20 protein-coding genes are annotated in these 20,177 nt (G+C 60.2%); 10 read left to right on the forward strand and 10 right to left on the reverse strand.

The window, feature by feature from the left end; genetic code table 11:
- Nucleotides 1–51 precede the first annotated feature (51 nt).
- The 3 genes from rsmI (at nucleotide 52) to gshB (ending at nucleotide 2,276) form a co-directional block, all read left to right on the forward strand.
- Complete coding sequence (gene rsmI / locus ACR0A2_RS17600) at nucleotides 52–909, forward strand: 16S rRNA (cytidine(1402)-2'-O)-methyltransferase (RefSeq protein WP_480446762.1); 858 nt, start codon at nucleotides 52–54, stop codon at nucleotides 907–909.
- 1 nt (nucleotide 910) lies between these two features.
- Nucleotides 911–1,282 carry a YraN family protein gene (locus ACR0A2_RS17605; RefSeq protein ID WP_480836428.1) on the forward strand — a complete coding sequence of 124 codons (372 nt, stop codon included), beginning with the start codon at nucleotides 911–913 and terminating at the stop codon, nucleotides 1,280–1,282.
- A gap of 61 nt (nucleotides 1,283–1,343) precedes the next feature.
- On the forward strand, nucleotides 1,344–2,276 hold the full coding sequence (gene gshB / locus ACR0A2_RS17610) for a glutathione synthase (RefSeq protein ID WP_171206023.1): 933 nt from the start codon (nucleotides 1,344–1,346) through the stop codon (nucleotides 2,274–2,276).
- Here gshB and ACR0A2_RS17615 read toward each other — a convergent pair.
- Genes ACR0A2_RS17615 through cobU form a run of 4 tightly spaced genes read right to left on the reverse strand, consistent with a single transcriptional unit; the run spans nucleotide 2,273 to nucleotide 5,871 of the window.
- Nucleotides 2,273–3,787, reverse strand: coding sequence for a YifB family Mg chelatase-like AAA ATPase (locus ACR0A2_RS17615; protein ID WP_480836430.1), 1,515 nt, complete (start codon nucleotides 3,785–3,787; stop codon nucleotides 2,273–2,275). The two genes, gshB and ACR0A2_RS17615, sit on opposite strands and share 4 nt — an antisense overlap.
- Nucleotides 3,788–3,834: 47 nt before the next feature.
- Nucleotides 3,835–4,716, reverse strand: a complete 882-nt coding sequence (locus ACR0A2_RS17620) for a glutathione S-transferase (protein ID WP_480836432.1) — start codon at nucleotides 4,714–4,716, stop codon at nucleotides 3,835–3,837.
- Between the two features lie 58 nt (nucleotides 4,717–4,774).
- The gene (locus ACR0A2_RS17625; RefSeq protein ID WP_480836434.1) at nucleotides 4,775–5,353 is read right to left on the reverse strand and encodes a histidine phosphatase family protein; all 579 of its coding nucleotides are present in this window, start codon (nucleotides 5,351–5,353) and stop codon (nucleotides 4,775–4,777) included.
- Nucleotides 5,350–5,871 carry a bifunctional adenosylcobinamide kinase/adenosylcobinamide-phosphate guanylyltransferase gene (cobU, locus tag ACR0A2_RS17630; RefSeq protein WP_480836436.1) on the reverse strand — a complete coding sequence of 174 codons (522 nt, stop codon included), beginning with the start codon at nucleotides 5,869–5,871 and terminating at the stop codon, nucleotides 5,350–5,352. Before cobU ends, ACR0A2_RS17625 begins: the two co-directional genes overlap by 4 nt.
- Before the next feature lie 99 nt (nucleotides 5,872–5,970).
- Between cobU and ACR0A2_RS17635 the strand changes: the two genes are divergently transcribed.
- The 6 genes from ACR0A2_RS17635 to ACR0A2_RS17660 all read left to right on the forward strand — a co-directional run bounded on the left by ACR0A2_RS17635 (nucleotide 5,971) and on the right by ACR0A2_RS17660 (nucleotide 12,541).
- Nucleotides 5,971–6,849, forward strand: a complete 879-nt coding sequence (locus ACR0A2_RS17635; protein WP_152456879.1) for an RNA polymerase factor sigma-32 — start codon at nucleotides 5,971–5,973, stop codon at nucleotides 6,847–6,849.
- Entirely contained in the window at nucleotides 6,846–7,670 is an 825-nt protein-coding gene (locus ACR0A2_RS17640) for a ChaN family lipoprotein (protein WP_480446757.1), read from the forward strand. The genes ACR0A2_RS17635 and ACR0A2_RS17640 overlap by 4 nt, the downstream gene beginning before the upstream one ends.
- Nucleotides 7,671–7,733: 63 nt before the next feature.
- The gene (gene coaBC, locus ACR0A2_RS17645; protein ID WP_480836439.1) at nucleotides 7,734–8,930 is read left to right on the forward strand and encodes a bifunctional phosphopantothenoylcysteine decarboxylase/phosphopantothenate--cysteine ligase CoaBC; all 1,197 of its coding nucleotides are present in this window, start codon (nucleotides 7,734–7,736) and stop codon (nucleotides 8,928–8,930) included.
- A 15-nt stretch (nucleotides 8,931–8,945) separates the two neighbouring features.
- Complete coding sequence (gene dut, locus ACR0A2_RS17650; RefSeq protein WP_480836441.1) at nucleotides 8,946–9,401, forward strand: dUTP diphosphatase; 456 nt, start codon at nucleotides 8,946–8,948, stop codon at nucleotides 9,399–9,401.
- A complete protein-coding gene (locus ACR0A2_RS17655) occupies nucleotides 9,401–10,450 on the forward strand; it encodes a HesA/MoeB/ThiF family protein (RefSeq protein ID WP_480836443.1) in 1,050 nt (349 codons plus the stop codon). The genes dut and ACR0A2_RS17655 overlap by 1 nt, the downstream gene beginning before the upstream one ends.
- Nucleotides 10,451–10,525: 75 nt before the next feature.
- Nucleotides 10,526–12,541, forward strand: a complete 2,016-nt coding sequence (locus ACR0A2_RS17660) for a M3 family metallopeptidase (protein ID WP_480836445.1) — start codon at nucleotides 10,526–10,528, stop codon at nucleotides 12,539–12,541.
- Nucleotides 12,542–12,543: 2 nt separating this feature from the next.
- Here the strand turns inward: ACR0A2_RS17660 and ACR0A2_RS17665 are convergent, their stop codons facing one another.
- From ACR0A2_RS17665 to ACR0A2_RS17690, 6 genes are read right to left on the reverse strand one after another with little or no spacing between them, the layout of a single operon-like run.
- Nucleotides 12,544–13,476: a 2-hydroxyacid dehydrogenase gene (locus ACR0A2_RS17665; RefSeq protein ID WP_480836447.1), complete on the reverse strand. Its 933-nt coding sequence runs from the start codon at nucleotides 13,474–13,476 to the stop codon at nucleotides 12,544–12,546.
- A 15-nt stretch (nucleotides 13,477–13,491) separates the two neighbouring features.
- Nucleotides 13,492–14,631: a rod shape-determining protein RodA gene (rodA, locus tag ACR0A2_RS17670; RefSeq protein ID WP_480836449.1), complete on the reverse strand. Its 1,140-nt coding sequence runs from the start codon at nucleotides 14,629–14,631 to the stop codon at nucleotides 13,492–13,494.
- Nucleotides 14,628–16,577, reverse strand: a complete 1,950-nt coding sequence (mrdA, locus tag ACR0A2_RS17675; protein ID WP_480836451.1) for a penicillin-binding protein 2 — start codon at nucleotides 16,575–16,577, stop codon at nucleotides 14,628–14,630. The genes rodA and mrdA overlap by 4 nt, the downstream gene beginning before the upstream one ends.
- Entirely contained in the window at nucleotides 16,574–17,110 is a 537-nt protein-coding gene (locus tag ACR0A2_RS17680; protein WP_480836453.1) for a rod shape-determining protein MreD, read from the reverse strand. Before ACR0A2_RS17680 ends, mrdA begins: the two co-directional genes overlap by 4 nt.
- On the reverse strand, nucleotides 17,103–18,005 hold the full coding sequence (mreC, locus tag ACR0A2_RS17685) for a rod shape-determining protein MreC (protein WP_170346418.1): 903 nt from the start codon (nucleotides 18,003–18,005) through the stop codon (nucleotides 17,103–17,105). The genes ACR0A2_RS17680 and mreC overlap by 8 nt, the downstream gene beginning before the upstream one ends.
- A gap of 58 nt (nucleotides 18,006–18,063) precedes the next feature.
- Nucleotides 18,064–19,110, reverse strand: coding sequence for a rod shape-determining protein (locus ACR0A2_RS17690; RefSeq protein WP_039523195.1), 1,047 nt, complete (start codon nucleotides 19,108–19,110; stop codon nucleotides 18,064–18,066).
- Nucleotides 19,111–19,264: 154 nt separating this feature from the next.
- On the opposite strand from ACR0A2_RS17690, the gene ACR0A2_RS17695 reads away from it, so the two are divergent.
- Nucleotides 19,265–20,050 carry a 23S rRNA (adenine(2030)-N(6))-methyltransferase RlmJ gene (locus ACR0A2_RS17695; protein ID WP_480836455.1) on the forward strand — a complete coding sequence of 262 codons (786 nt, stop codon included), beginning with the start codon at nucleotides 19,265–19,267 and terminating at the stop codon, nucleotides 20,048–20,050.
- The last annotated feature ends 127 nt before the right edge of the window (nucleotides 20,051–20,177 follow it).

The following is a 20,177-nucleotide window of genomic DNA, read 5'->3' on the forward strand; positions in this document are numbered from 1 at the left end:
TTCTGTTCTGTTGAGCCGCGATAATAAACGTCACGCTGTGAGGGTCCAGCTTTGAATTTCCAAAAGATCAGATTGGCTGCGGGCCTGTATTTTGTTGCCACTCCGATCGGAACCGCGCGCGATATTACGCTCAGGGCGCTGGATGTTCTGGCCTCGGCCGATGTGATAGCGGCGGAGGACACCCGGAGCCTGCGGCGGTTGATGGAAATCCATGGCATCCCCCTGGAGGGTCGGCATATCCAAGCCTACCATGATCACAGCGGCGCCGGGGCGCGTGGCAGACTTATGGATGCCCTGGCACAGGGACAATCGGTCGCCTATGCATCCGAGGCGGGTATGCCGCTGATCGCTGATCCGGGATATGATCTGGGCAAGCAGGCGGCCGAAGCCGGGCATATGGTGACCTGTGCGCCCGGGGCATCCGCTGCCATAACAGCGCTGACCCTGGCGGGTCTGCCAACGGATTCATTCTTTTTCGCAGGTTTCTTGCCCAATGCATCGGGCGCACGCCGGACCCGGATTGAGGCTTTGAAAAACATACCAGGCACCTTGGTGTTCTATGAATCCCCAAAACGCGTCTCGGCCAGCCTTGCAGATCTTGCGGAATGCCTGGGGGCAGACCGCCAGGCGGCCTTGTGCCGTGAACTGACGAAAAAGTTCGAAGAAATCCGCCGTGGAAGACTGGCCGATCTGGCGGCGGAAATTCAGGAAAAACCGGTCAAGGGTGAGATCGTTTTGCTGGTGGATCGCGGCTATTTGCAAAGCGTTAACGAATCCGACGTAGAAGAGGCTTTGAAACGAGCTTTGGAAACCCACTCGGTTCGGGACGCAGCGGATCTTGTGTCAGAAATGTATGATCTGCCGCGCCGACCTATTTACCAGAAAGCTCTGAAACTGGGAAAGGGATGACATGGGGCGGCGTGCAATTCAGGGCTCGGTTTCCTATCAGGCGGGACAGTCAGCCGAGCTTCGGGTCGCCTCGGACTACGAGCGCCGGGGGTTTGCAATTGCGCATCATCGGTGGCGGGGTGCCGGTGGTGAAATCGATCTGATTGCGCGGGACGGCGATGGGCTAGTGTTCATCGAGGTCAAGAAAAGCTCCAGTTTCGAAGATGCTGCAGCCCGGATCAGCCAAAGACAAATTGACCGAATCTGTGCTTCAGCCGCGCAATACCTGGAAAACGAACCGGGTGGGCAATTGACCAATGTCCGCTTTGACGCGGCACTGGTAGATGGCACTGGCGCGGTTCAAATCATCGAAAACGCCTTCGGTCACGCCTAAGCCCCATTGAACCCTCAGGCCTGCTGGGCCATGTATCTTGCGTGAAACTGAGGGACACGCCATGAAAATCGCCTTTCAAATGGACCCGATCGGGGCCGTGGACATCAACGCCGACAGCTCATTCCGTCTGGCGGAAGAGGCGCAGGCGCGCGGTCATTCGTTGTTTTTCTATGGGCCGGATCAGCTGGCCTATCAGGAAGGTCGTATCACGGCGCGCGGCCATGACATGACTGTGCAGCGGGTCGCTGGCGATCCAGCGGTTCTGAGCCCCGAACGTGAAGTTGACCTGGCCGATTTCGACGTGGTCTGGCTGCGTCAGGATCCACCCTTTGACATGCATTACATCACGTCCACCCATCTGCTGGACCGCCTGAAAGGGCAAACGCTGGTGGTCAACGACCCGTTCTGGGTTCGGAACTATCCTGAAAAACTGCTGGTTTTGGATTTCCCTGACCTGACGCCGCCGACAACGATTGCCCGTGACATAAAAACGATCAAGGCGTTCAAGGAAAAGCACGGCGATATCATCCTCAAGCCGCTTTATGGCAATGGCGGTGCGGGCGTGTTCCGACTGGATGCCAATGACCGCAACCTGACCTCTCTGCACGAGCTGTTCACGGGGTTCTCGCGCGAGCCTCTGATCGTGCAAAAGTTCCTGCCGGATGTCAGCAATGGCGACAAGCGGGTGATCCTCGTGGACGGTGAACCGGTTGGCGCAATCAACCGGGTGCCGGCTGCGGGCGAAACGCGGTCAAACATGCATGTGGGCGGACGCCCGGAAAAGATCGGGTTATCAGAGCGTGATCTGGAGATCTGCGCCGCCATCGGGCCGCTGCTGAAGGAAAAAGGTCAGATTTTTGTCGGGATCGACATCATTGGCGACTATCTCACCGAGATCAACGTGACCTCGCCGACCGGTATTCAAGAGCTGGAACGGTTCGACGGCGTGAACATTGCCGAAAAGATCTGGCAGGCGATTGAAGCCAAGATCTAAGCCATGAGCCGGGCGCTGATGCGAAAGCTCAGCGCCTCTGCAACATGTGGCCTGCGGACGTCGGTTGATCCGTCCAGGTCGGCGATCGTCCGCGCCACCCTCAGAATGCGATGAAAGGCACGGGCCGATAGGCCGAACCGATCAGCCGCCTTCAGCAAAACTGCTTTTCCTTCTGCATCGGGTGTTGCGATCTGTTCCAGAATCTTGCCTTCGGCGTCGGAATTCTGGCGCAGGTCCGGCATTCCCCGAAACCGGTCTGCCTGTATGGTGCGGGCGTTTTCAACCCGCGCGGCAACTGTCGCCGAGCTGTCGCCGGATGGGGGCAGATCAAGATCGGTGAAGCCCACAGGCGGAACTTCGATCCGCAGATCGAACCTGTCCATCAGGGGCCCCGAGATACGGTTCAGATAGTCCTCGCCGCAGCCGGGTGCGCGAGAGCAGGCGCGCGACGGATCCGTCAGGTAGCCGCATTTGCACGGGTTCGCGGCGGCCACCAGCATGAAGCGGCAAGGGTATTTCACATGGGCATTGGCACGCGCCACCATGACTTCTCCGGACTCTATTGGCTGGCGCAGGGTCTCCAGAACCGTACGCGGAAATTCGGGGAACTCATCCATGAACAGCACGCCGTTATGCGCCAATGAGATCTCACCGGGCTTGGCACCTTTGCCCCCGCCGACAATGGCTGCCATCGAGGCCGTATGATGCGGTTCCCGAAAAGGACGCGTGCGGTTGATGCCGCCTTCGTCCAGCAACCCGCACAGGGACTGGATCATCGAAGTTTCCAACGCTTCGACTGCGGTCAGCGGAGGCAAGATGCCCGGAAGCCGTGCGGCCAACATGGATTTGCCCGACCCCGGCGTGCCGATCATGATCAGATGGTGACGACCGGCTGCCGCGATTTCCAAGGCGCGCTTGGCGCGTTCCTGCCCCTTTACATCGCGCAGATCCCGCACGCTGGGCGTCAGATTCACCTCGCCGGGTTGTGCCGCCGGCAAAGGGCACTGTCCCGAGAAATGGCGGACAACATCGCCCAGGGAAACCGCGCCGATAACCTGAGTGGCGTCGACCCATGCAGCCTCGGCGCTGGAGGCTTTGGGACATAGCAACATGCGATCCTCGGACGCTGCCGTCATGGCCGCGGGCAGGGCGCCGACGACAGGCGCCAAAGAGCCATCAAGCGACAACTCTCCCAGTGCGACCGTTCCTTCGGCGGCATCGGCCGGGATGATTTCGAGCGCAGACAACAGCGCGACTGCGATGGGCAGGTCGAAATGGCTGCCTTCCTTGGGCAGATCGGCAGGAGACAGGTTGATCGTAATTCGTTTCGACGGCAGAGCGATGGCCATCGCACTCAGCGCGCTGCGGACACGGTCGCGGGCTTCGGACACGGCCTTGTCGGGAAGGCCAACGATGGAAAAGGCCGGCAAGCCGGGCGATACGGCACATTGCACCTCGACCGGGCGGGCTTCGACGCCGTGAAAGGCAACAGTGTGGGCGCGGGCGACCATGGCAGTCCTGTTCCTGGTTAACAGGGTGTTGCTGCCATGATTGTGGTTTAAGAGTCGTTAACGGTTGCGCGCAATGCAGCGAATTTGGGCCACGCGTCGGGATCGGCAATTGTTTTGTCGCGGCAGAATGGATTGCAAAAGCCCCAGCATTTGCCATTCAACTCAAGAAACTCCGCGACGGGTTTGCCGGAATACGGGCAAACTTGGTTGATTGACGGGCCGGAGGCCGGCTTGGCGGTTGAAACCCCTCCGATCGGCCACGGCTTGGACGGCAAATCCAGACGATAGGGAAAAGGGTCGTATCTGACAGTCAGGCCCATTGCGCGCCATTGTCTGACGGCGGGGTCTGACAAAAGGTCCAGGCAGTAGGTCCGGTTCGCCTTGGAAACTGGCAGCCCATATCCGATGATCCGCGCTGCGACAGGTGTGTAAAACACGTCCGCCAGCGAATACGAGCCGAACAACGGGCCTTGTTCCACACCTGACATTATGCGCGCATGATCCCAGAGTGTTTCGATGCGTGCCAGATCTGCCAGTGTTTCATCTGATGGGTCGAAATCCTGCCAGACGTGCAGCAATTGCATCGGGCATTCACCCCGCAAGGCTCCAAACCCTGCCACCATCTCGGCGCACAGCCAGCGGGCGGTTGCCCGGGCGGCGGGATCTGATGGCCACAACCCGGCATCAGGGTGGCGCTCGGCCAGGGTTTCAGCCATGGCCAGGCTTTCGCCCACCACAGTTCCTTCCGGCAGGTGCAGGGCAGGCACAAGTCGCGCTGGGGCCAAGGGCTCCATATCCTGTGCCATTGTGCCCGAATACAGGCCAATCATGTGGCTTCTGTAGGGCAGGTTGAATTTCTCAAGCATCAACCAGCCACGCATTGACCAGCTGGAGAAGAGGCGGTCGCCGATATACAAATCATATGTCATACGCAGACGATGCCGCAGGTTCGCAGTTCGGTAAAACATTGATTTGTGAGGGGTCTGTTCACGGAAGGTGATTGATTGTACCGACGGACCACCTGTCTGCGTCGATCAGGATATCCGTCACCGACAAGTTGTCGATTCGGTGTGAAAAAGTCTGTTGTCCGTCCAGATCAAGGGCGCGCTGCACCTGAGTTAGGATAACGCCGAAATGCGCGACGATGACCAGATCGCCGCCTGAATGTGCTGAAACAAGCGTGTCGATCGCCGCGTCGACCCGATTGCGGACGTCGTTCCAGCTTTCACCTTGCGGCGGGCGGACATCGCCGGGGTTGTCCCAATACGCAAAGGCCAGTTCCGGGTCTTCGGCTTCAATTTCGGCAAATCCGCGCAACTCCCAGTGACCAAAATGGATTTCCCGCAAGCCCGGATCATGAGGAAGACGTTGACGTTGGCCTTGTATGGCCGTGGCGGTGTCAACCGCCCGTGACAGATCGGACGAGATCACAAGCGCCTCGGGCGGCAAATGGTCGTGCAGACGTTTCAGTGCGGCTGTATCACTCAGGTCGGCGGGCAGGTCGGACCAGCCGACCATGGTTTTCGCATGTGTCGGCCCGTGTCGGACGAGGTGAAGGCGCGTCACGGCAATTGCCCTTTCAGAACCAAGGGCAACCCGGCAGTGATCTGCACCACCAGATCGGCCTGCGCTGCAAGTGCTATATTCAGCCGCCCCTGGGCTTCGCGAAACCGGCGGGCCAGGGCGTTGTCCGGGACAATACCGTGGCCAACTTCGTTCGAGACAATCACGATTTGCGCGGGGCATGCACGAAGGGCGTCAAGCAGGGCGGTTTGTGCCGCTTCCAGATCGGCATCAGTCAACAGGTGGTTGCTCAGCCACATAGTGGCGCAGTCAATTAGGCAAATCTGATCGGGCGACAACGTGGCCAGAACCGGCCCCGGATCGAAGGGTTCTTCAACCGTAGTCCACCCGTCGCCGCGTTGTTCAAGATGGCGCTCAATCTTCTGGCGCATCTCGTCATCAAACACTTGTGATGTCGCAAGGTAAACTCGGCTTTTCCCCTGAGAAACAACCAGTTCTTCGGCGAAAACCGACTTGCCTGACGCGGCCCCACCCAGAACCAAGGTTAAATCCGGCGACACAGTACTTACCTATTGTTGATCCGTTTGGTGCTGTTTTGCGTAATGGTCATAGGTCGGCAAAGCAAGTCTGACCAGTACCTGCAAACAGGGGAGAGGTTTATGGCACTGGATAATGCGACGGACTTTTCGATGTCCCGGCAAGCAATGAAGGCCGAGCTGCTGGATGCGGAAACCGAACTGAAACTGGCTTATGCGTGGCGTGATGAGCGTGATGAACAGGCGTTGCACCGTCTGATCACGGCCTATATGCGTCTGGCGATTTCGATGGCGGCCAAGTTCAAGCGCTATGGCGCGCCGATGAATGATCTCATTCAGGAAGCAGGCCTTGGCCTGATGAAGGCCGCCGACAAGTTCGATCCAGATCGCGGCGTGCGGTTTTCGACCTATGCCGTATGGTGGATCAAGGCAAGCATTCAGGACTATGTCATGCGGAACTGGTCCATGGTTCGGACCGGGTCAACCTCATCTCAGAAGTCGCTGTTCTTCAACATGCGTCGAGTTCAGGCCCGGCTGGAACGTGAAGCCGCCACCGAAGGTCAGGAACTGGACCGTCATCAGTTGCATCAGATGATCGCCACGGAAATCGGTGTGCCGCTGCGCGACGTCGAGATGATGGAAGGTCGTCTGTCCGGCTCTGATTTTTCGCTGAATGCGGTGCAATCCGCTGATGAGGATGGGCGCGAGTGGATTGATGCCCTGGAAGATGACCGCGAGCAGGCAGCCGAAGCAGTTGAACACAGCCATGACACCGAACAACTGCGCAAGTGGCTGTTGACGGCGATGAATGCCTTGAATGATCGCGAGCGTTTCATTGTGCGCGAGCGCAAGCTGCGAGACCCCGCACGAACCCTGGAAAGCCTTGGAACCGAGCTGGGTCTGTCCAAGGAACGTGTACGTCAGCTTGAAGCCGCAGCCTTCGCGAAAATGCGCAAGAACCTTGAAGCCCAGTCGCGCGAGGTGCAACACTTCATCGCATGAAACAGTTTGCGATTCTTGTGTGCGTTCTGGGTCTTACGGTTGCGGCAGCGCGACCGGGGCTGGCAGATCGACTTGTTCCCGCTGATGCCATGTCCGCGATGCGGGACGCCGATGTCGTGATATTGGGGGAAGTTCACGACAACCCGACGCATCATCTGGTGCAGGCCGAAGCGCTTGAAGCTGTTTCACCCTCGGCCGTCGTCTGGGAAATGGTCACGGAAGAAGGCGCGCAGAGGCTCGCGCAGAAAGCTGTGTCCAACCCGGAAGAACTGAGCCGTATTCTGGAATGGGCTGAAAGTGGCTGGCCGCCGCTTAGCATGTATTATCCGGTGTTCGAGGCGTCAGGCGCGCCGGTGTACGGGGCCATGGTTCCGCGTGCTGCTGCGCGTGCCGCGATGGAACGCGGTGCCGCCACGGCGTTGGGTGCAGACGCGGCGCGTTATGGTCTGACGGTGCCTCTATCGTCTGAAGAACAGGTCGCGCGCGAAGCCGACCAGTTGGCGGCGCATTGCGATGCGCTTCCGGCTGAAATGTTGCCCCAGATGGTTGCGATCCAACGATTGCGCGATGCTGTGCTGGCCCGGGCCGTGGTCCGTGCGATGGACGAAACCGGGGGTCCGGTTGCCGTGATCACCGGAAACGGTCATGCGCGAAAGGATCGGGGCATACCGACCTATCTTGCGCGCCTCAGACCTGGTTGGAAAGTCGTGGCCGTCGGACAATCGGAGGATGGAGCAATCGACGGAGAATTCGATATCGTGATTGATAGCCCCACGGCCGAGCGCGAAGACCCCTGTGCGGCATTTCAGGTGCAGAATTAATCGCTGGAACTACCTGCGGGCCTTGCCTAATGTCGGGGCCGACCGGGACGGGAAGGGCTGAACATGCTGTCATCCAAACGCATTCTGCTGATTATCGGTGGCGGAATCGCGGCCTACAAATCGCTGGACCTGATCCGCAGGTTGCGCGAGCGTGGCGCGGACGTAACCCCTGTATTGACGCGCGCTGCGGAAGAGTTTGTGACACCGCTGTCCGTATCGGCTCTGGCAGGTGAAAAAGGCTATCGCGATCTGTTTGACCTCACCGATGAGGCCGAGATGGGGCATATTCAACTGTCCCGCTCTGCGGATCTGATCGTCGTGGCACCCGCAACGGCGGATCTGATGGGCAAGATGGCCGCAGGGCTGGCCAACGATCTGGCCTCGACCCTTCTGATGGCCACGGACACACCCGTTCTGTGTGCGCCCGCGATGAATGTGCGGATGTGGACCCACCCGGCAACACAGCGAAACCTGAAGCAGCTGCAAGCGGATGGCGTGCGCTTTGTGGGCCCGAACGAAGGCGACATGGCCTGTGGCGAATACGGCCCGGGGCGCATGTCCGAAGCGCTGGAAATTGTCGCGGCGGTTGAGGCTCGGTTGTCTGCGGGGCCCTTGGCGGGCAGGCGGGTGCTGGTGACGTCCGGCCCGACGCATGAGCCGATAGATCCGGTCCGGTACATAGCCAACCGTTCGTCCGGGGCCCAAGGTGCCGCCGTGGCCCGGGCGCTGGCGGAATTGGGGGCCGAGGTGACCTTTGTGACTGGCCCGGCAGACGTGCCGCCCCCGGCGGGTGTGCGGGTCGTACCTGTCGAAACCGCGCAACAGATGTCTGATGCGGTTGATGCAGCTCTGCCCGTCGATGCCGGAATATTCGCGGCTGCGGTCGCGGACTGGCGTGTCGCCAGCGCTTCGGACAAGAAGCTGAAGAAAAGCCGCGATGGCCTGCCGGTACTGGAGTTCGCCGAAAACCCGGACATTCTGAAACGTGTTTCCGGGATGGGCGTGAACCGCCCGCCGTTGGTTGTCGGCTTTGCGGCCGAGACCGACAATGTGATTGAACACGCCACGGCCAAGCGTCTGCGCAAAGGCTGCGACTGGATCGTCGCCAACGATGTCAGCCCTGCAACAGGCATTATGGGCGGGTCGGAAAATGCGGTCACCCTGATTTCGGACAACGGGGCCGAGGAATGGCCCCGTATGGGTAAAGACGAAGTTGCCCGGCGTCTGGCGGCGAAAATCGCGGACGCGTTGGCAGGCTGAAGGAAAGGCAAGGGCATGGTTGCAATCCGGGTGATCCGCGAAGACGGGGCAGACCCCGCCGTGGCGCTTCCCTCTTACGAAACCTCGGGGGCGGCCGGCGCGGACGTGCGTGCCAATCTGCCCGGCGGCGCGCTGATTACGCTGGACCCCGGTCAGCGGGCGCTGGTGCCGACCGGCCTGCGCATTGAAATCCCGCAAGGGTATGAGGTACAGGTTCGGCCCCGCTCGGGCCTTGCGTTGAAACATGGGATCACACTGCCCAACACGCCGGGCACCATCGACAGCGACTATCGTGGGCCCTTGGGCGTGATCGTGATGAATGCGGGCCAGGAACGGTTCGAGATCGCCCACGGAGATCGTATCGCGCAGCTTGTGGTCGCGCCGGTGGTGCAGGCAACGTTTGAACTGGCTCAGGCGCTGGGCGAAACCGATCGCGGGGCTGGCGGTTTCGGCTCGACCGGGCGCGGCTGATGCTGTTGGTTTTCATCCTGGCTGCGGGGCTTTGGGGTGTCGGTTATTTCGCCGGCACGTCGAAAAAAGCGCGGGTGGTTTCCGTGAGTGTGTTGCTGGCCGGCGTCATACTGTCCCATCTGATCTTGCCGGATGGGCACCCTCTTCGCGAAGCAACGGGTGGGTCTGCGGCGCTTTGGCTGATCCTCGTGGGTTTCGCGGCGCTGGCTTTGCTGTATGGCAGAATACTCAAAGCCTTGCGTAACCGCGCAGTTTCAACTTCGGAACCGGAGCCCGACATGCCCTCGGACCGATTTACCGAGGCCGAGCTGGACCGCTATGCCCGCCATATCGTTTTGCGCGAACTGGGTGGGCCCGGTCAGAAAAAACTTAAAAAAGCCCGCGTACTGGTGATCGGCGCAGGTGGTCTGGGTGCACCTGCGCTGCAATATCTGGCGGCTGCGGGTGTCGGCACGATCGGGATCATCGACGATGACGTTGTCGAGAATGCCAACCTGCAACGACAGGTCATTCACCGGGACGCGGATATTGGAATGCCCAAGGTCTTTTCGGCGCAGCAGGCGATGGAGGCGCAAAACCCGAACGTCGTTGTTCTGCCCTATCACCGCCGCTTGAGCGAGGAAATCGCCACCGACCTGTTTGCAGACTTCGATCTGATTCTTGACGGAACCGACAATTTTGAGACCCGGTATCTGGCAAACCGAACCGCCGTCGCGCTGGGCAAACCGCTGATCTCGGGGGCTTTGTCGCAGTGGGAAGGTCAGCTGAGTGTGTTTGACCCGGCCAATGGCAGCCCCTGCTATCAGTGCATCTTCCCAGAGGCCCCGGCCCCCGGTTTGGCCCCGTCCTGTTCCGAGGCCGGCGTGATCGGCCCGCTGCCGGGCGTTGTCGGATCAATGATGGCGGTCGAGGCGATCAAGGTGATAACGGGCGCCGGCATGGCGCTGCGCGGCGAGATGCTGATCTATGACGCGCTGTACGGCGAAAGCCGAAAGATTGTTCTGACCCGCCGGGACGATTGCCCCGTTTGTGGCATGAGAAACGATTAACCTTTCTTCACATGGGATGGGTGTTCTGGAACACCCGGCCATGGCGACATAGCTATGGGATCAAAGGAGATCCGCATGACCAACCCGATCCTGTCCAACTGGACCACACCGTTTGAAATCGCCCCTTTTTCCGATATCTCGGATGATGATTTCTCGCCGGCACTGGAGCAGGCGATGAAAGAGCATAACGCCGAGATTGACGCGATAGCGGCTAATCCGGATACCCCCACATTCGCCAACACGATCGAGGCGCTCGAGGCTGCGGGCGGGCAACTGGACAAGGTTCTGTCGGTCTTCTTCACGATTGCGGGCGCGGACAGCAACCGCAAGCGGGAAGAACTGCAACGCGCGTTTTCCCCCAGGCTTTCGGCGCATTTTTCGGGCATTTCTTCCAACAAGTCGCTGTTCAAGCGTGTGGCCGACCTATGGGCACGGCGCGATGATCTTGACCTGACCGAGGAACAGGCGCGTGTGCTGATGCTGACCCACCGGGGCTTTGTGCGTGCCGGCGCGGCTTTGGAAGGGGACGAAGACGCCCGCATGCAAGAGATCAAGTCGCGCCTCGCGTCGCTGGGCACGTCGTTTACCCAGAACTTGCTGGCGGATGAGCGGGACTGGTACATGGATCTGACCGAAGAGGATCTGAACGGCCTGCCGGATTTCGTCGTGGACGCGGCGCGTGCCGCGGGGCAGGAGAAGAAAGCCAAGGGGCCGGTGGTCACCTTGTCACGGTCGCTGATCGTGCCGTTTCTGCAATTCTCGCCCCGCCGGGACCTGCGTGAAAAAGCCTATCGCGCCTGGGCCGCACGCGGTGCCAATGGGGGCGAGACAGACAACCGAGATATCGCGGCCGAGATTCTGGCCTTGCGCGAAGAGCGTGCCAAGCTTCTGGGCTATGACACGTTCGCCGACTACAAGCTGGAAACCGAGATGGCGCGCACGCCGGATCGGGTGCGCGAACTGTTGATGCAGGTTTGGGAACCGGCCAAGTCCCGCGCCGACGCCGACGCGGATGTTCTGACGCAGATGATGCAGGAAGAAGGCATCAACGGCCCGCTGGAAGCTTGGGATTGGCGGTACTATGCTGAAAAGCGGCGCAAGGCGGAACACGATCTGGATGAGGCCGCGTTGAAACCCTATCTGCAACTGGATCGCATGATCGAGGCTTCGTTTGCCTGCGCCAACCGGCTTTTCGGGCTGGAATTCAAACCGTTGGACGTACCCCTCTATCACCCGGATTGCCGGGCTTGGGGCGTTACCCGCGACGGGCAGCATATTGCCGTATTTATCGGAGACTACTTTGCACGAGGGTCCAAGCGGTCAGGCGCCTGGTGCAGCGCGATGAGGGCGCAGGCCAAATTCCCAAAGAAGCAGACGCCGGTTGTCATCAATGTGTGCAACTTTGCCAAGGGGGATCCCGCCTTGCTGTCCTATGATGACGCGCGGACCCTGTTTCATGAATTCGGCCATGCCCTGCACCAGATGCTGTCCAACGTGACATATGAAAGCATCTCGGGCACGTCCGTGGCGCGCGATTTCGTAGAATTGCCCAGCCAGCTTTACGAACACTGGCTGGAAGTGCCCGAGGTTCTTGCCGAGTTTGCGACCCATGCGGAAACGGGCGAGCCGATGCCGCAGGACATGCTGCAAAAGGTGCTGAAGGCGGCCAATTTCGATCAGGGATTCCAGACGGTGGAATATGTCGCCTCGGCCCTTGTTGATCTGGCCTTCCACGATGGCGAGGCGCCGTCAGATCCGATGGCGAAACAGTCAGAAGTTTTGGCCGGGTTGGGGATGCCGAAGGCCATTGGAATGCGCCACGCTACTCCGCATTTCGCGCATGTCTTTGCAGGCGATGGCTACAGCTCGGGGTACTACAGCTATATGTGGTCCGAAGTGATGGATGCCGACGCCTTTGCCGCCTTTGAAGAGGCGGGAGGTGCCTTTGACCCCGAACGCGCCAAAGCGTTGGAGGACAACATCCTGTCCACTGGCGGTTCGCGCGAGGCAGAAGACCTGTATCTGGTGTTCCGGGGAAGATTGCCGGGGGTTGACGCCCTGTTGAAAGGCCGCGGTCTGATCGCGGCCTGAAATCAGTAGCCCAAAGCGCGATCCACCAGGTGCACGAAGGGCTCTCCGGCTTCGCCACGCCGGATGTTTTCGCAAATGACCTGCGCGGCTGTGACCGGGCGGGTCTCCGACGCGATATGAGGGGTCACCGTCACGTTCGGATGTGCCCAATACGGATGATCGGGGGGCAGGGGCTCGACCCGGAACACATCCAGCGTCGCGTGACCGACCTGACCCGCGTTCAAGGCATCCAGCAGCGCATCGTCATCGATCAGGGGTCCGCGACCCGGGTTGATGATCCGCGCGCCCTTCGGCAGCAGGGCCAGCGTTTCAGCATTCAACGCGTTTTCGGTGGCAGCGGTGTCAGGCAGAAGCAGAACCAGAATCTCGGCCCGGGAAAGCGCCTCACGCAGACCGTCTGGGCCTTGCAGGCAGGTTACGCCGGGGATGGCCTTGGCGGTGCGGCTCCAGCCCGTGACCGTGAAACTCAGCGAGGCCAGGGCGCGGGCCGCGGCTTCGCCCAAAGCGCCCAGGCCCAGAATGCACACTTTGCGCTCTTGCGCCAAAGGCGGGGCATCCGGGGCCCAGACGCCATCCTGGATGGTGATGTGGCGATCCATTCCCAGATGATAGCGCAGCACGTGGCCCACCACCCATTCGGTCATACCCTGCGTCAGCCCGTGATCCACCATTCGCGCCAAGGGGACGGTCAGCGTGTCATTGTCCGCGATCTTTTCAACCCCGGCCCAGAGGCTCAGAACCGCCTTCAGGCGTGTAAAGGGCGAAAAATCCAGTAACCCGCCATTCGGAGCGTAGACAACGTAATCGACCTGATCCGGGTCAAATTCCGTACCGAGCCGCGCCTCAACGCCAGCTTCCGCAAGGTATCGAGCGAGCAGCGGTTCATACACGGGCCACAGGGCAGGGCGCGCGGAAAACAGAACGTTTACGGGCATCGGGGGCCTTTCAGATCAGCGGGGACGATGGATATGAGCGCTTTGGACGATGCCGAACGCGGCCATCAGCACCAGCATGGCCGATCCGCCATAGCTGACCATTGGAAGAGGGACGCCCACAACCGGTGCCATGCCCATCACCATCGACATGTTGACGGCAAAGAACAAGAAGAAGTTCAGCGCGATGCCCAGAGTAACCAGTGACGAGAACCGATCCTTGGTGGCCAGTGCGGTCGCCATGCAGAACACAAGGATCAGGGCGTAGAGAGTCAAGAGCGTGATGCCACCGACGAACCCGAACTCCTCTGCGAGGGTGGTGAAGATGAAATCGGTGTGTTTCTCGGGCAGGAAGTTCAGCCGGGATTGCGTACCCTGCATGAAACCGCGCCCGTTCCAGCCGCCGGAACCAAGGGCGATCTTGGATTGCGTGATGTGATATCCGGCACCCAAAGGATCGGTAGAGGGGTCAAGAAACGTGTCGATCCGGCGGAACTGATAATCCTTGAGCAACTGCCAGTCGGTCCCGCGACTGTTGAACACGGCGGCGATCAGGCCCACGACGGCGGCAATGACGGCTGCAAAGTAAGCCCAGTGGACACCCGCAAGAAACATCAGCCCGCCACCGGCAGCCAACAGCAGGATCGACGTGCCGAGATCCGGCTGCTTCAGAACCAGCAGCGTGGGCAGGACAATCAGAGCCACGGGAATAAAGACCCAAAGAGGGCGAGACGTCTTGTGCGATGGCAGCCAGTCGTAGTACGCCGCCAGAACCATGACCAGGGCCACCTTCATGACTTCTGAGGGTTGCAGGCGCATGAATCCAAGGTCGATCCAACGCTGCGCGCCCATGCCGATGGTGCCGAACAATTCCACGAATACCAGCAACGCAACCGACCCGAGATAGGCCAGCACGGACATGTTGCGCCAGAACCAGATCGGAACCAAAGCAATGATGAACATCGCGATCAGGCCAAGCCCGAACCGCTCCATCTGCGGTTCTGCCCAGGGTGTCCACGACCCGCCTGCAACCGAATACAGCATCAGGAACCCTGCGCTAGCCGTGCTGATCAACAACAGGGTCAGCGGCCAGTTCATGTACAGGAATTTCCGAAACCCCGACGGCGTGGATTTCACGGCATATTCAAGATAGCTCATGCGCGGTCCTTTCCATCGGGACGCGCTTTGGGGCGACGGTCGCCCTCGAGCCGTTTTTGCTGTTCCTTGATGCGCTCGCGGTCGGCAACCGGATATGCTTCAAGCGGCGGAGTACCGTTATAGAGCGCCTGAAGCATGATATCGCGGGCGACCGGTGCCGCCGCCTTGGACCCGCCGCCGCCATGTTCAACGACCACGGCAACCGCGTATTTCGGATTGTCATAGGGCGCGAAGCAGACGAACAAGGCGTGGTCGCGACGTTCCCATGGCAGGTCTTCGTTGCGGATCACGCCGGCGGCACGTTCGGCCTTGGTGATGTTGCGGACCTGGCTGGTGCCGGTTTTGCCGGCCATGCGGAACTCGTCTGCGATGATGCGACTGCGATAGGCCGTCCCCCGCCGATCATTCGAGACCGAGTACATGGCCTTGCGCACCTGTTCCAGATTGTAGGCGTTGATGTCCAGCGGTTCCCCTGCGCCCGAAGGCTGCTCGACACCGTCGATCGATCGTACAAGGCGCGGTGTCACCGATCGGCCGGTGGCTATACGAGCCGTCATGACGGCCAGTTGAAGCGGTGATGCCAGCATGAACCCTTGCCCGATGGACGCGTTGGCCGTGTCGCCCACCAGCCAATCCTGACCGTGTTTCCGCTGCTTCCATTCCTGATTGGGGGCAAGTCCAGCGGCAACCGCCGACATCGGAATATCGTGCTTGACGCCCAGCCCCAATGTACGGGCCATTTCGGATATCTTGTCGATCCCGACCCGCAAAGCCACGTCGTAGTAATAGACGTCGCAGCTGCGTTTAAGCGACAGGTTCAGATCGACCGTACCATGCCCACCGCGCTTCCAGCAGTGGAACCTGCGGCTGCCGACCTTCAGATGTCCGGGGCAATACACTGTGTTTCCAGGGCCTATTACGCCGGCCTCCAGCGCGGCCAATGCGGTGACCATCTTGAACGTCGACCCCGGAGGATAAGTGCCTTGTACGGACTTGTTGGCCAGAGGGCGATACTTGTCCCCCGTCAAAGCCCGATAATCCGCGACCGAGATACCGCGCACAAACAGATTAGGATCGAAACTGGGTGTAGAGCTGACAGCGCGCAGGTCCCCGGTTTCGCAATCCAGAACAATTGCAGCCGCGCTTTCACCTGCCAGCCGCGCTTGCGCATATTGTTGCAGGTCGGCATCGATCGCCAATTGCAAGTCCGCACCCGGCTGACCTTCCTGCCGGTCCAGCTCGCGCATGACGCGCCCTGTGGCGTTGACTTCGACACGCTTTGCGCCGGCTTTGCCACGCAAGGCTGTTTCCTGCTTGGCTTCCAACCCGACCTTGCCAATCTGAAACCGGGGAATTCGCAAAACCGGCTCGGGGTCTTCGAGCTTGCTGAGATCGTAGTCGCTGACCGGGCCGACATAGCCGACGATATGGGCGAAATCCTCATAGCGTGGGTATTGCCGTGTCAGGCCGACCTCGGGCGTCACACCCGGCAGGGCCGGGGCATTGACCGCGACTTTCGAGATGTCTTCCCAAGTGACCTGATCCGCCAGAGTCACCGGCAGGAACGGCGCTGATCGGCGCATTTCGGTCCGGGCGCGTTGGATCTCATCATCGTTCAGCGGGATGAGTTCCGACAATTTGGCAATCACCTTGTCGACGTCACCTGCGTCTTCACGCACGATAACGATGCGATAGGATGGTGAGTTCTGACCGATGATCTGACCATTGCGGTCATAGATGCGTCCACGGGTTGGCGGGATCAGTCGAATGTTGATGCGGTTTTCTTCGGCCAGCAGGCGGTATTCGTCGGCCTGATCCACCTGCATGAAACGCATCCGTGCGGCCAACCCGCCGATAAAAGCCGCCTGCAAACCGCCCAGCAGCAGCGCCCGGCGTGGCAGGCGTTTATAGGCAAGGCCCTGCGACTTGGGTTTGCGTTGTTTCATGCTCCGCCCCCTACGGCTCCGCCATCAGCAGCAGACAGGCGGTGGACGCCAAATACGCTTTGGCTCAACAGCACGATGAACGGGTAGAAGGCGATTGTCAGCACAAGTTGAATCACGACTGGCCACAATGCGGCCTGCTGCACAGACAAGATCGACAAAACGACTCTATTCGTCAAAAAGACCATGGAAATCACCACACCGACAGACATCCATTCTCCGACAAATCCGGTGTCCTTCATACCCGGAGCGGCAGAGCGCAGATAGGCTGTGCCAAACACCACCAGCGCGGCCAGAAGGCCCGGCGGGCGTTGCAGCAAAAGATCCGCCATCAGCATGACAAACGCGACCAACAGAGTGGGCACATAATCGGGGCGCCGCAATACCCAGGCAAAGGTCAGCGCAACCAATACATCAGGAAAAGGCCAGCGATCCGGTTGCGCATCGAGCGGCAGCAAGTGCATGAACAGCACGACAAAGGCCAGCGCAACGTAAAGTCCGCGCATGGCCCAGTTGTATGAGGCGGGCCTATCCATCGCTTACCTCATCCGGTACAAGCGCAGTTTCGGGCCGAGTTGGCCCGACGATCCCACCCGGATCCTGAATTGGCGGGGGCGAATGGAAGCGCAGAACGCGAAGAAACTCGAGCCGTTCAAAATCCGCTGAAAGGCGAACGCGCAGACGGCCGCCCGGATCCGCGGCGATCTGGCCGATCAAAAGGCCTGCCGGAAAAACGCCTCCGTCGCCGGATGTGATCACCCGATCACCGGGGCGGACCAGCTCTCGGTTTTCCAGGAATTCGACCACTGGGGCCGGAGTATTGTCTCCTTTGATCAACGCGGTCTGGCCAGAAGGCTGAATCGTTGCCGGAATGGCACTGGTGGCATCCGTCACCAGGATCACCCGAGCCGTATCTGGCCCGACGCCGGAAATTCGGCCAACCAGCCCGATGCCATCCATCGTGGCCCAGCCATCAACGATCCCGTCGCGTTCCCCCACATTCAACAGGACGGACTGCCGGAAGGGTGATCCACTGTCGGCCATCACAACACCCGTGATGTATGTCAGGCGCGGGTCAAGGCGGACATTGTTCAGATCCAACAGCCGCGCATTTTCCTGCTCCAATTGCAGTGCGGCCTCTTTCCAGGCACGCATCAGGCGCAGTTCGCTGCGCAACTCTCGGTTTTGTTCGCTCAGACGCTGGTAGCTTTGGAAATCGCGCACAAGGTTCACAGCGGCGGTCACGGGCACCATGGCCCAATCCATCGACGGTACGACCGCGTCCACCACCTGCGCGCGGAACCGCTCGACGCGGGGGCTGTCGATCCGCCAGACCAGAAAGATACCCAGCAAGCACAGGATGACGATCCCCAGCAACAAGCGGCGCAGAGGGGTCGTGTAGTCATCGCGCTGTGATCGGTCTTTTGCCACAGGTTACCTTCCCGTGCTGCTCGTGCCGAATTCAGACTGCCCCTAAAAGGTGCGCGCCTCAGCTTTCGTAGTCAATCGCGTGGCGCAGCTGTTTTTCGTATTCTAGCGCCTTGCCGGTGCCCAAAGCCACACAATTCAGGCTTTCGTCGGCAATCGACACGGCCAGGCCGGTCTGTTCGCGCAGGGCCAGATCCAGATCACCCAGCAATGCACCACCGCCTGTCAGCATGACGCCGCGATCCACGATATCGGCGGCCAGATCGGGCGGAGTGGTTTCCAGCGCAGTCATCACCGCTTCGCAGATCTGCTGGACGGGTTCCGACAGCGCCTCGGCGACCTGGGCCTGGCTGATCTCGATTTCCTTGGGTACGCCGTTCAACAGGTCACGACCCCGGATATGCATCGACTGGCCGCGGCCATCATCAGGCATCCGCGCCGTGCCAATTGTCGTCTTGATGCGTTCCGCAGTGGATTCACCGACCAGCAGGTTCTGCTGCCGGCGCAGGTACGAGATGATGGCTTCATCCATGCGGTCGCCACCCACGCGGACCGAGCGGGCATAGACGATGTCGCCCAGCGACAGAACCGCCACTTCGGTTGTACCACCGCCGATGTCGACGACCATGTTGCCGGTCGGGTCGGTGATCGGCATGCCCGCGCCGATGGCGGCGGCGATCGGTTCGGCGATCAGGCCGGCGCGGCGGGCACCAGCGGACAGAACCGACTGACGGATCGCCCGCTTTTCAACGGGTGTCGCGCCATGGGGGACGCAGACGATGATTTTGGGCTTCGAGAAAGTCGAACGCTTGTGAACCTTGCGGATGAAGTGCTTGATCATTTCTTCGGCTGTATCGAAGTCAGCAATCACACCTTCGCGCATGGGGCGGATGGCTTCGATCGAACCGGGCGTCCGGCCCAGCATCAGCTTGGCATCTTCGCCGACAGCCAGAACTTTCTTCACGCCGTCCTTGACGTGATAGGCAACCACGGAAGGCTCAGACAGGATGACACCGCGCCCCTTGACGTAAACCAGCGTGTTTGCCGTTCCAAGGTCGATGGCCATGTCCGCTGTGAACAGGCCGCCCAGATTGCCAAAGATCCCCATGTTTCCCCTGATCCTGTATGTCGGTTTTCTACTGCCCGCGACTCGACGGTTCCGGGACGGATGACTTATAGGGTGCCATCACGCCCGGTAAAAGGGCTGATTCCGCGACAATCAGCACCTTTCCGCCTTATTGAATGGGACTTTAGAAGGCAAAATGCTCTCTTATCAACATATTTACCACGCCGGGAATCTGGCTGATGTCCAAAAGCACGCATTGCTGGCCTGGGTGCTGAATTATTTGACGCAGAAGGACAAGCCGCTCAGCTATGTCGAAACGCATTCCGGGCGGGGGCTGTACCAGTTGGACGCGGACGAATCCATGCGGACGGGCGAGGCGGCAGCGGGAATCGAGCGCGCGAAACGAGAAGGGTGGTTCGGCCCCGGACATCCGATGGCGCGGGTTCTGAAAAACATACAGGCCCGGCACGGCGACGCGGCCTATCCGGGATCGCCGATGATTGCAGCACATCTGTTGAGGGATCAGGACAGTCTGCATTTTGCCGAGCTGCACCCCCAGGAACATGCCGCGCTGTCTTTGGCAATGTCACCGTTCAGGGCGAAGGTGTATCGGCAGGACGGGTTTGAACTGGTGCAATCCCTGCTGCCTACGACGCCGCGACGGGGGCTTTTGCTGATTGACCCAAGCTATGAGGTGAAGACCGACTACGATCGACTGCCCGGAGTGATTGCCAAACTGCACCGGAAATGGAATGTCGGGGTGATTGCGCTATGGTACCCGGTTCTGTCGGACAAACGCCACGCCCGGATGATCGCGACGCTTGAAGCGCAAAACTTCCCCAAGGCTATTTGTCATGAGGTGACATTTCCACCGGTGCGCGAAGGGCATCGGATGGTGGGATCAGGGATGTTCATTCTGAACGCACCATTCGGCATCGAGGAAGAAACGACACGCCTGTCGCAGCTATTTGCAGGTCTCTGAGGTCAGCCATCAGAAATGCAACCGATACTCCCGCCCTGTTTGCCTGCATCAGACATGCCGTCAAACATGTTTGGCCCGGGAGCGCGCCGCAGGCGCGCTGCCGGGCACAGAGCTGCAAGGGGGCTCG

It is taken from the genome of Ruegeria sp. H8 (genome assembly GCF_056532905.1).

Coding starts and splice junctions, on each gene's coding strand:
- ACR0A2_RS17605 (WP_480836428.1), top strand. CDS start 911: ATGGGGCGGCGTGCAATTCAGGGCTCGGTTTCCTATCAGGCGGGACAG.
- gshB (WP_171206023.1), top strand. CDS start 1,344: ATGAAAATCGCCTTTCAAATGGACCCGATCGGGGCCGTGGACATCAAC.
- ACR0A2_RS17615 (WP_480836430.1), bottom strand. CDS start 3,787: ATGGTCGCCCGCGCCCACACTGTTGCCTTTCACGGCGTCGAAGCCCGC.
- ACR0A2_RS17620 (WP_480836432.1), bottom strand. CDS start 4,716: ATGACATATGATTTGTATATCGGCGACCGCCTCTTCTCCAGCTGGTCA.
- ACR0A2_RS17635 (WP_152456879.1), top strand. CDS start 5,971: ATGGCACTGGATAATGCGACGGACTTTTCGATGTCCCGGCAAGCAATG.
- ACR0A2_RS17640 (WP_480446757.1), top strand. CDS start 6,846: ATGAAACAGTTTGCGATTCTTGTGTGCGTTCTGGGTCTTACGGTTGCG.
- coaBC (WP_480836439.1), top strand. CDS start 7,734: ATGCTGTCATCCAAACGCATTCTGCTGATTATCGGTGGCGGAATCGCG.
- dut (WP_480836441.1), top strand. CDS start 8,946: ATGGTTGCAATCCGGGTGATCCGCGAAGACGGGGCAGACCCCGCCGTG.
- ACR0A2_RS17655 (WP_480836443.1), top strand. CDS start 9,401: ATGCTGTTGGTTTTCATCCTGGCTGCGGGGCTTTGGGGTGTCGGTTAT.
- ACR0A2_RS17660 (WP_480836445.1), top strand. CDS start 10,526: ATGACCAACCCGATCCTGTCCAACTGGACCACACCGTTTGAAATCGCC.
- ACR0A2_RS17665 (WP_480836447.1), bottom strand. CDS start 13,476: ATGCCCGTAAACGTTCTGTTTTCCGCGCGCCCTGCCCTGTGGCCCGTG.
- rodA (WP_480836449.1), bottom strand. CDS start 14,631: ATGAGCTATCTTGAATATGCCGTGAAATCCACGCCGTCGGGGTTTCGG.
- mrdA (WP_480836451.1), bottom strand. CDS start 16,577: ATGAAACAACGCAAACCCAAGTCGCAGGGCCTTGCCTATAAACGCCTG.
- ACR0A2_RS17680 (WP_480836453.1), bottom strand. CDS start 17,110: ATGGATAGGCCCGCCTCATACAACTGGGCCATGCGCGGACTTTACGTT.
- ACR0A2_RS17690 (WP_039523195.1), bottom strand. CDS start 19,110: ATGGGGATCTTTGGCAATCTGGGCGGCCTGTTCACAGCGGACATGGCC.
- ACR0A2_RS17695 (WP_480836455.1), top strand. CDS start 19,265: ATGCTCTCTTATCAACATATTTACCACGCCGGGAATCTGGCTGATGTC.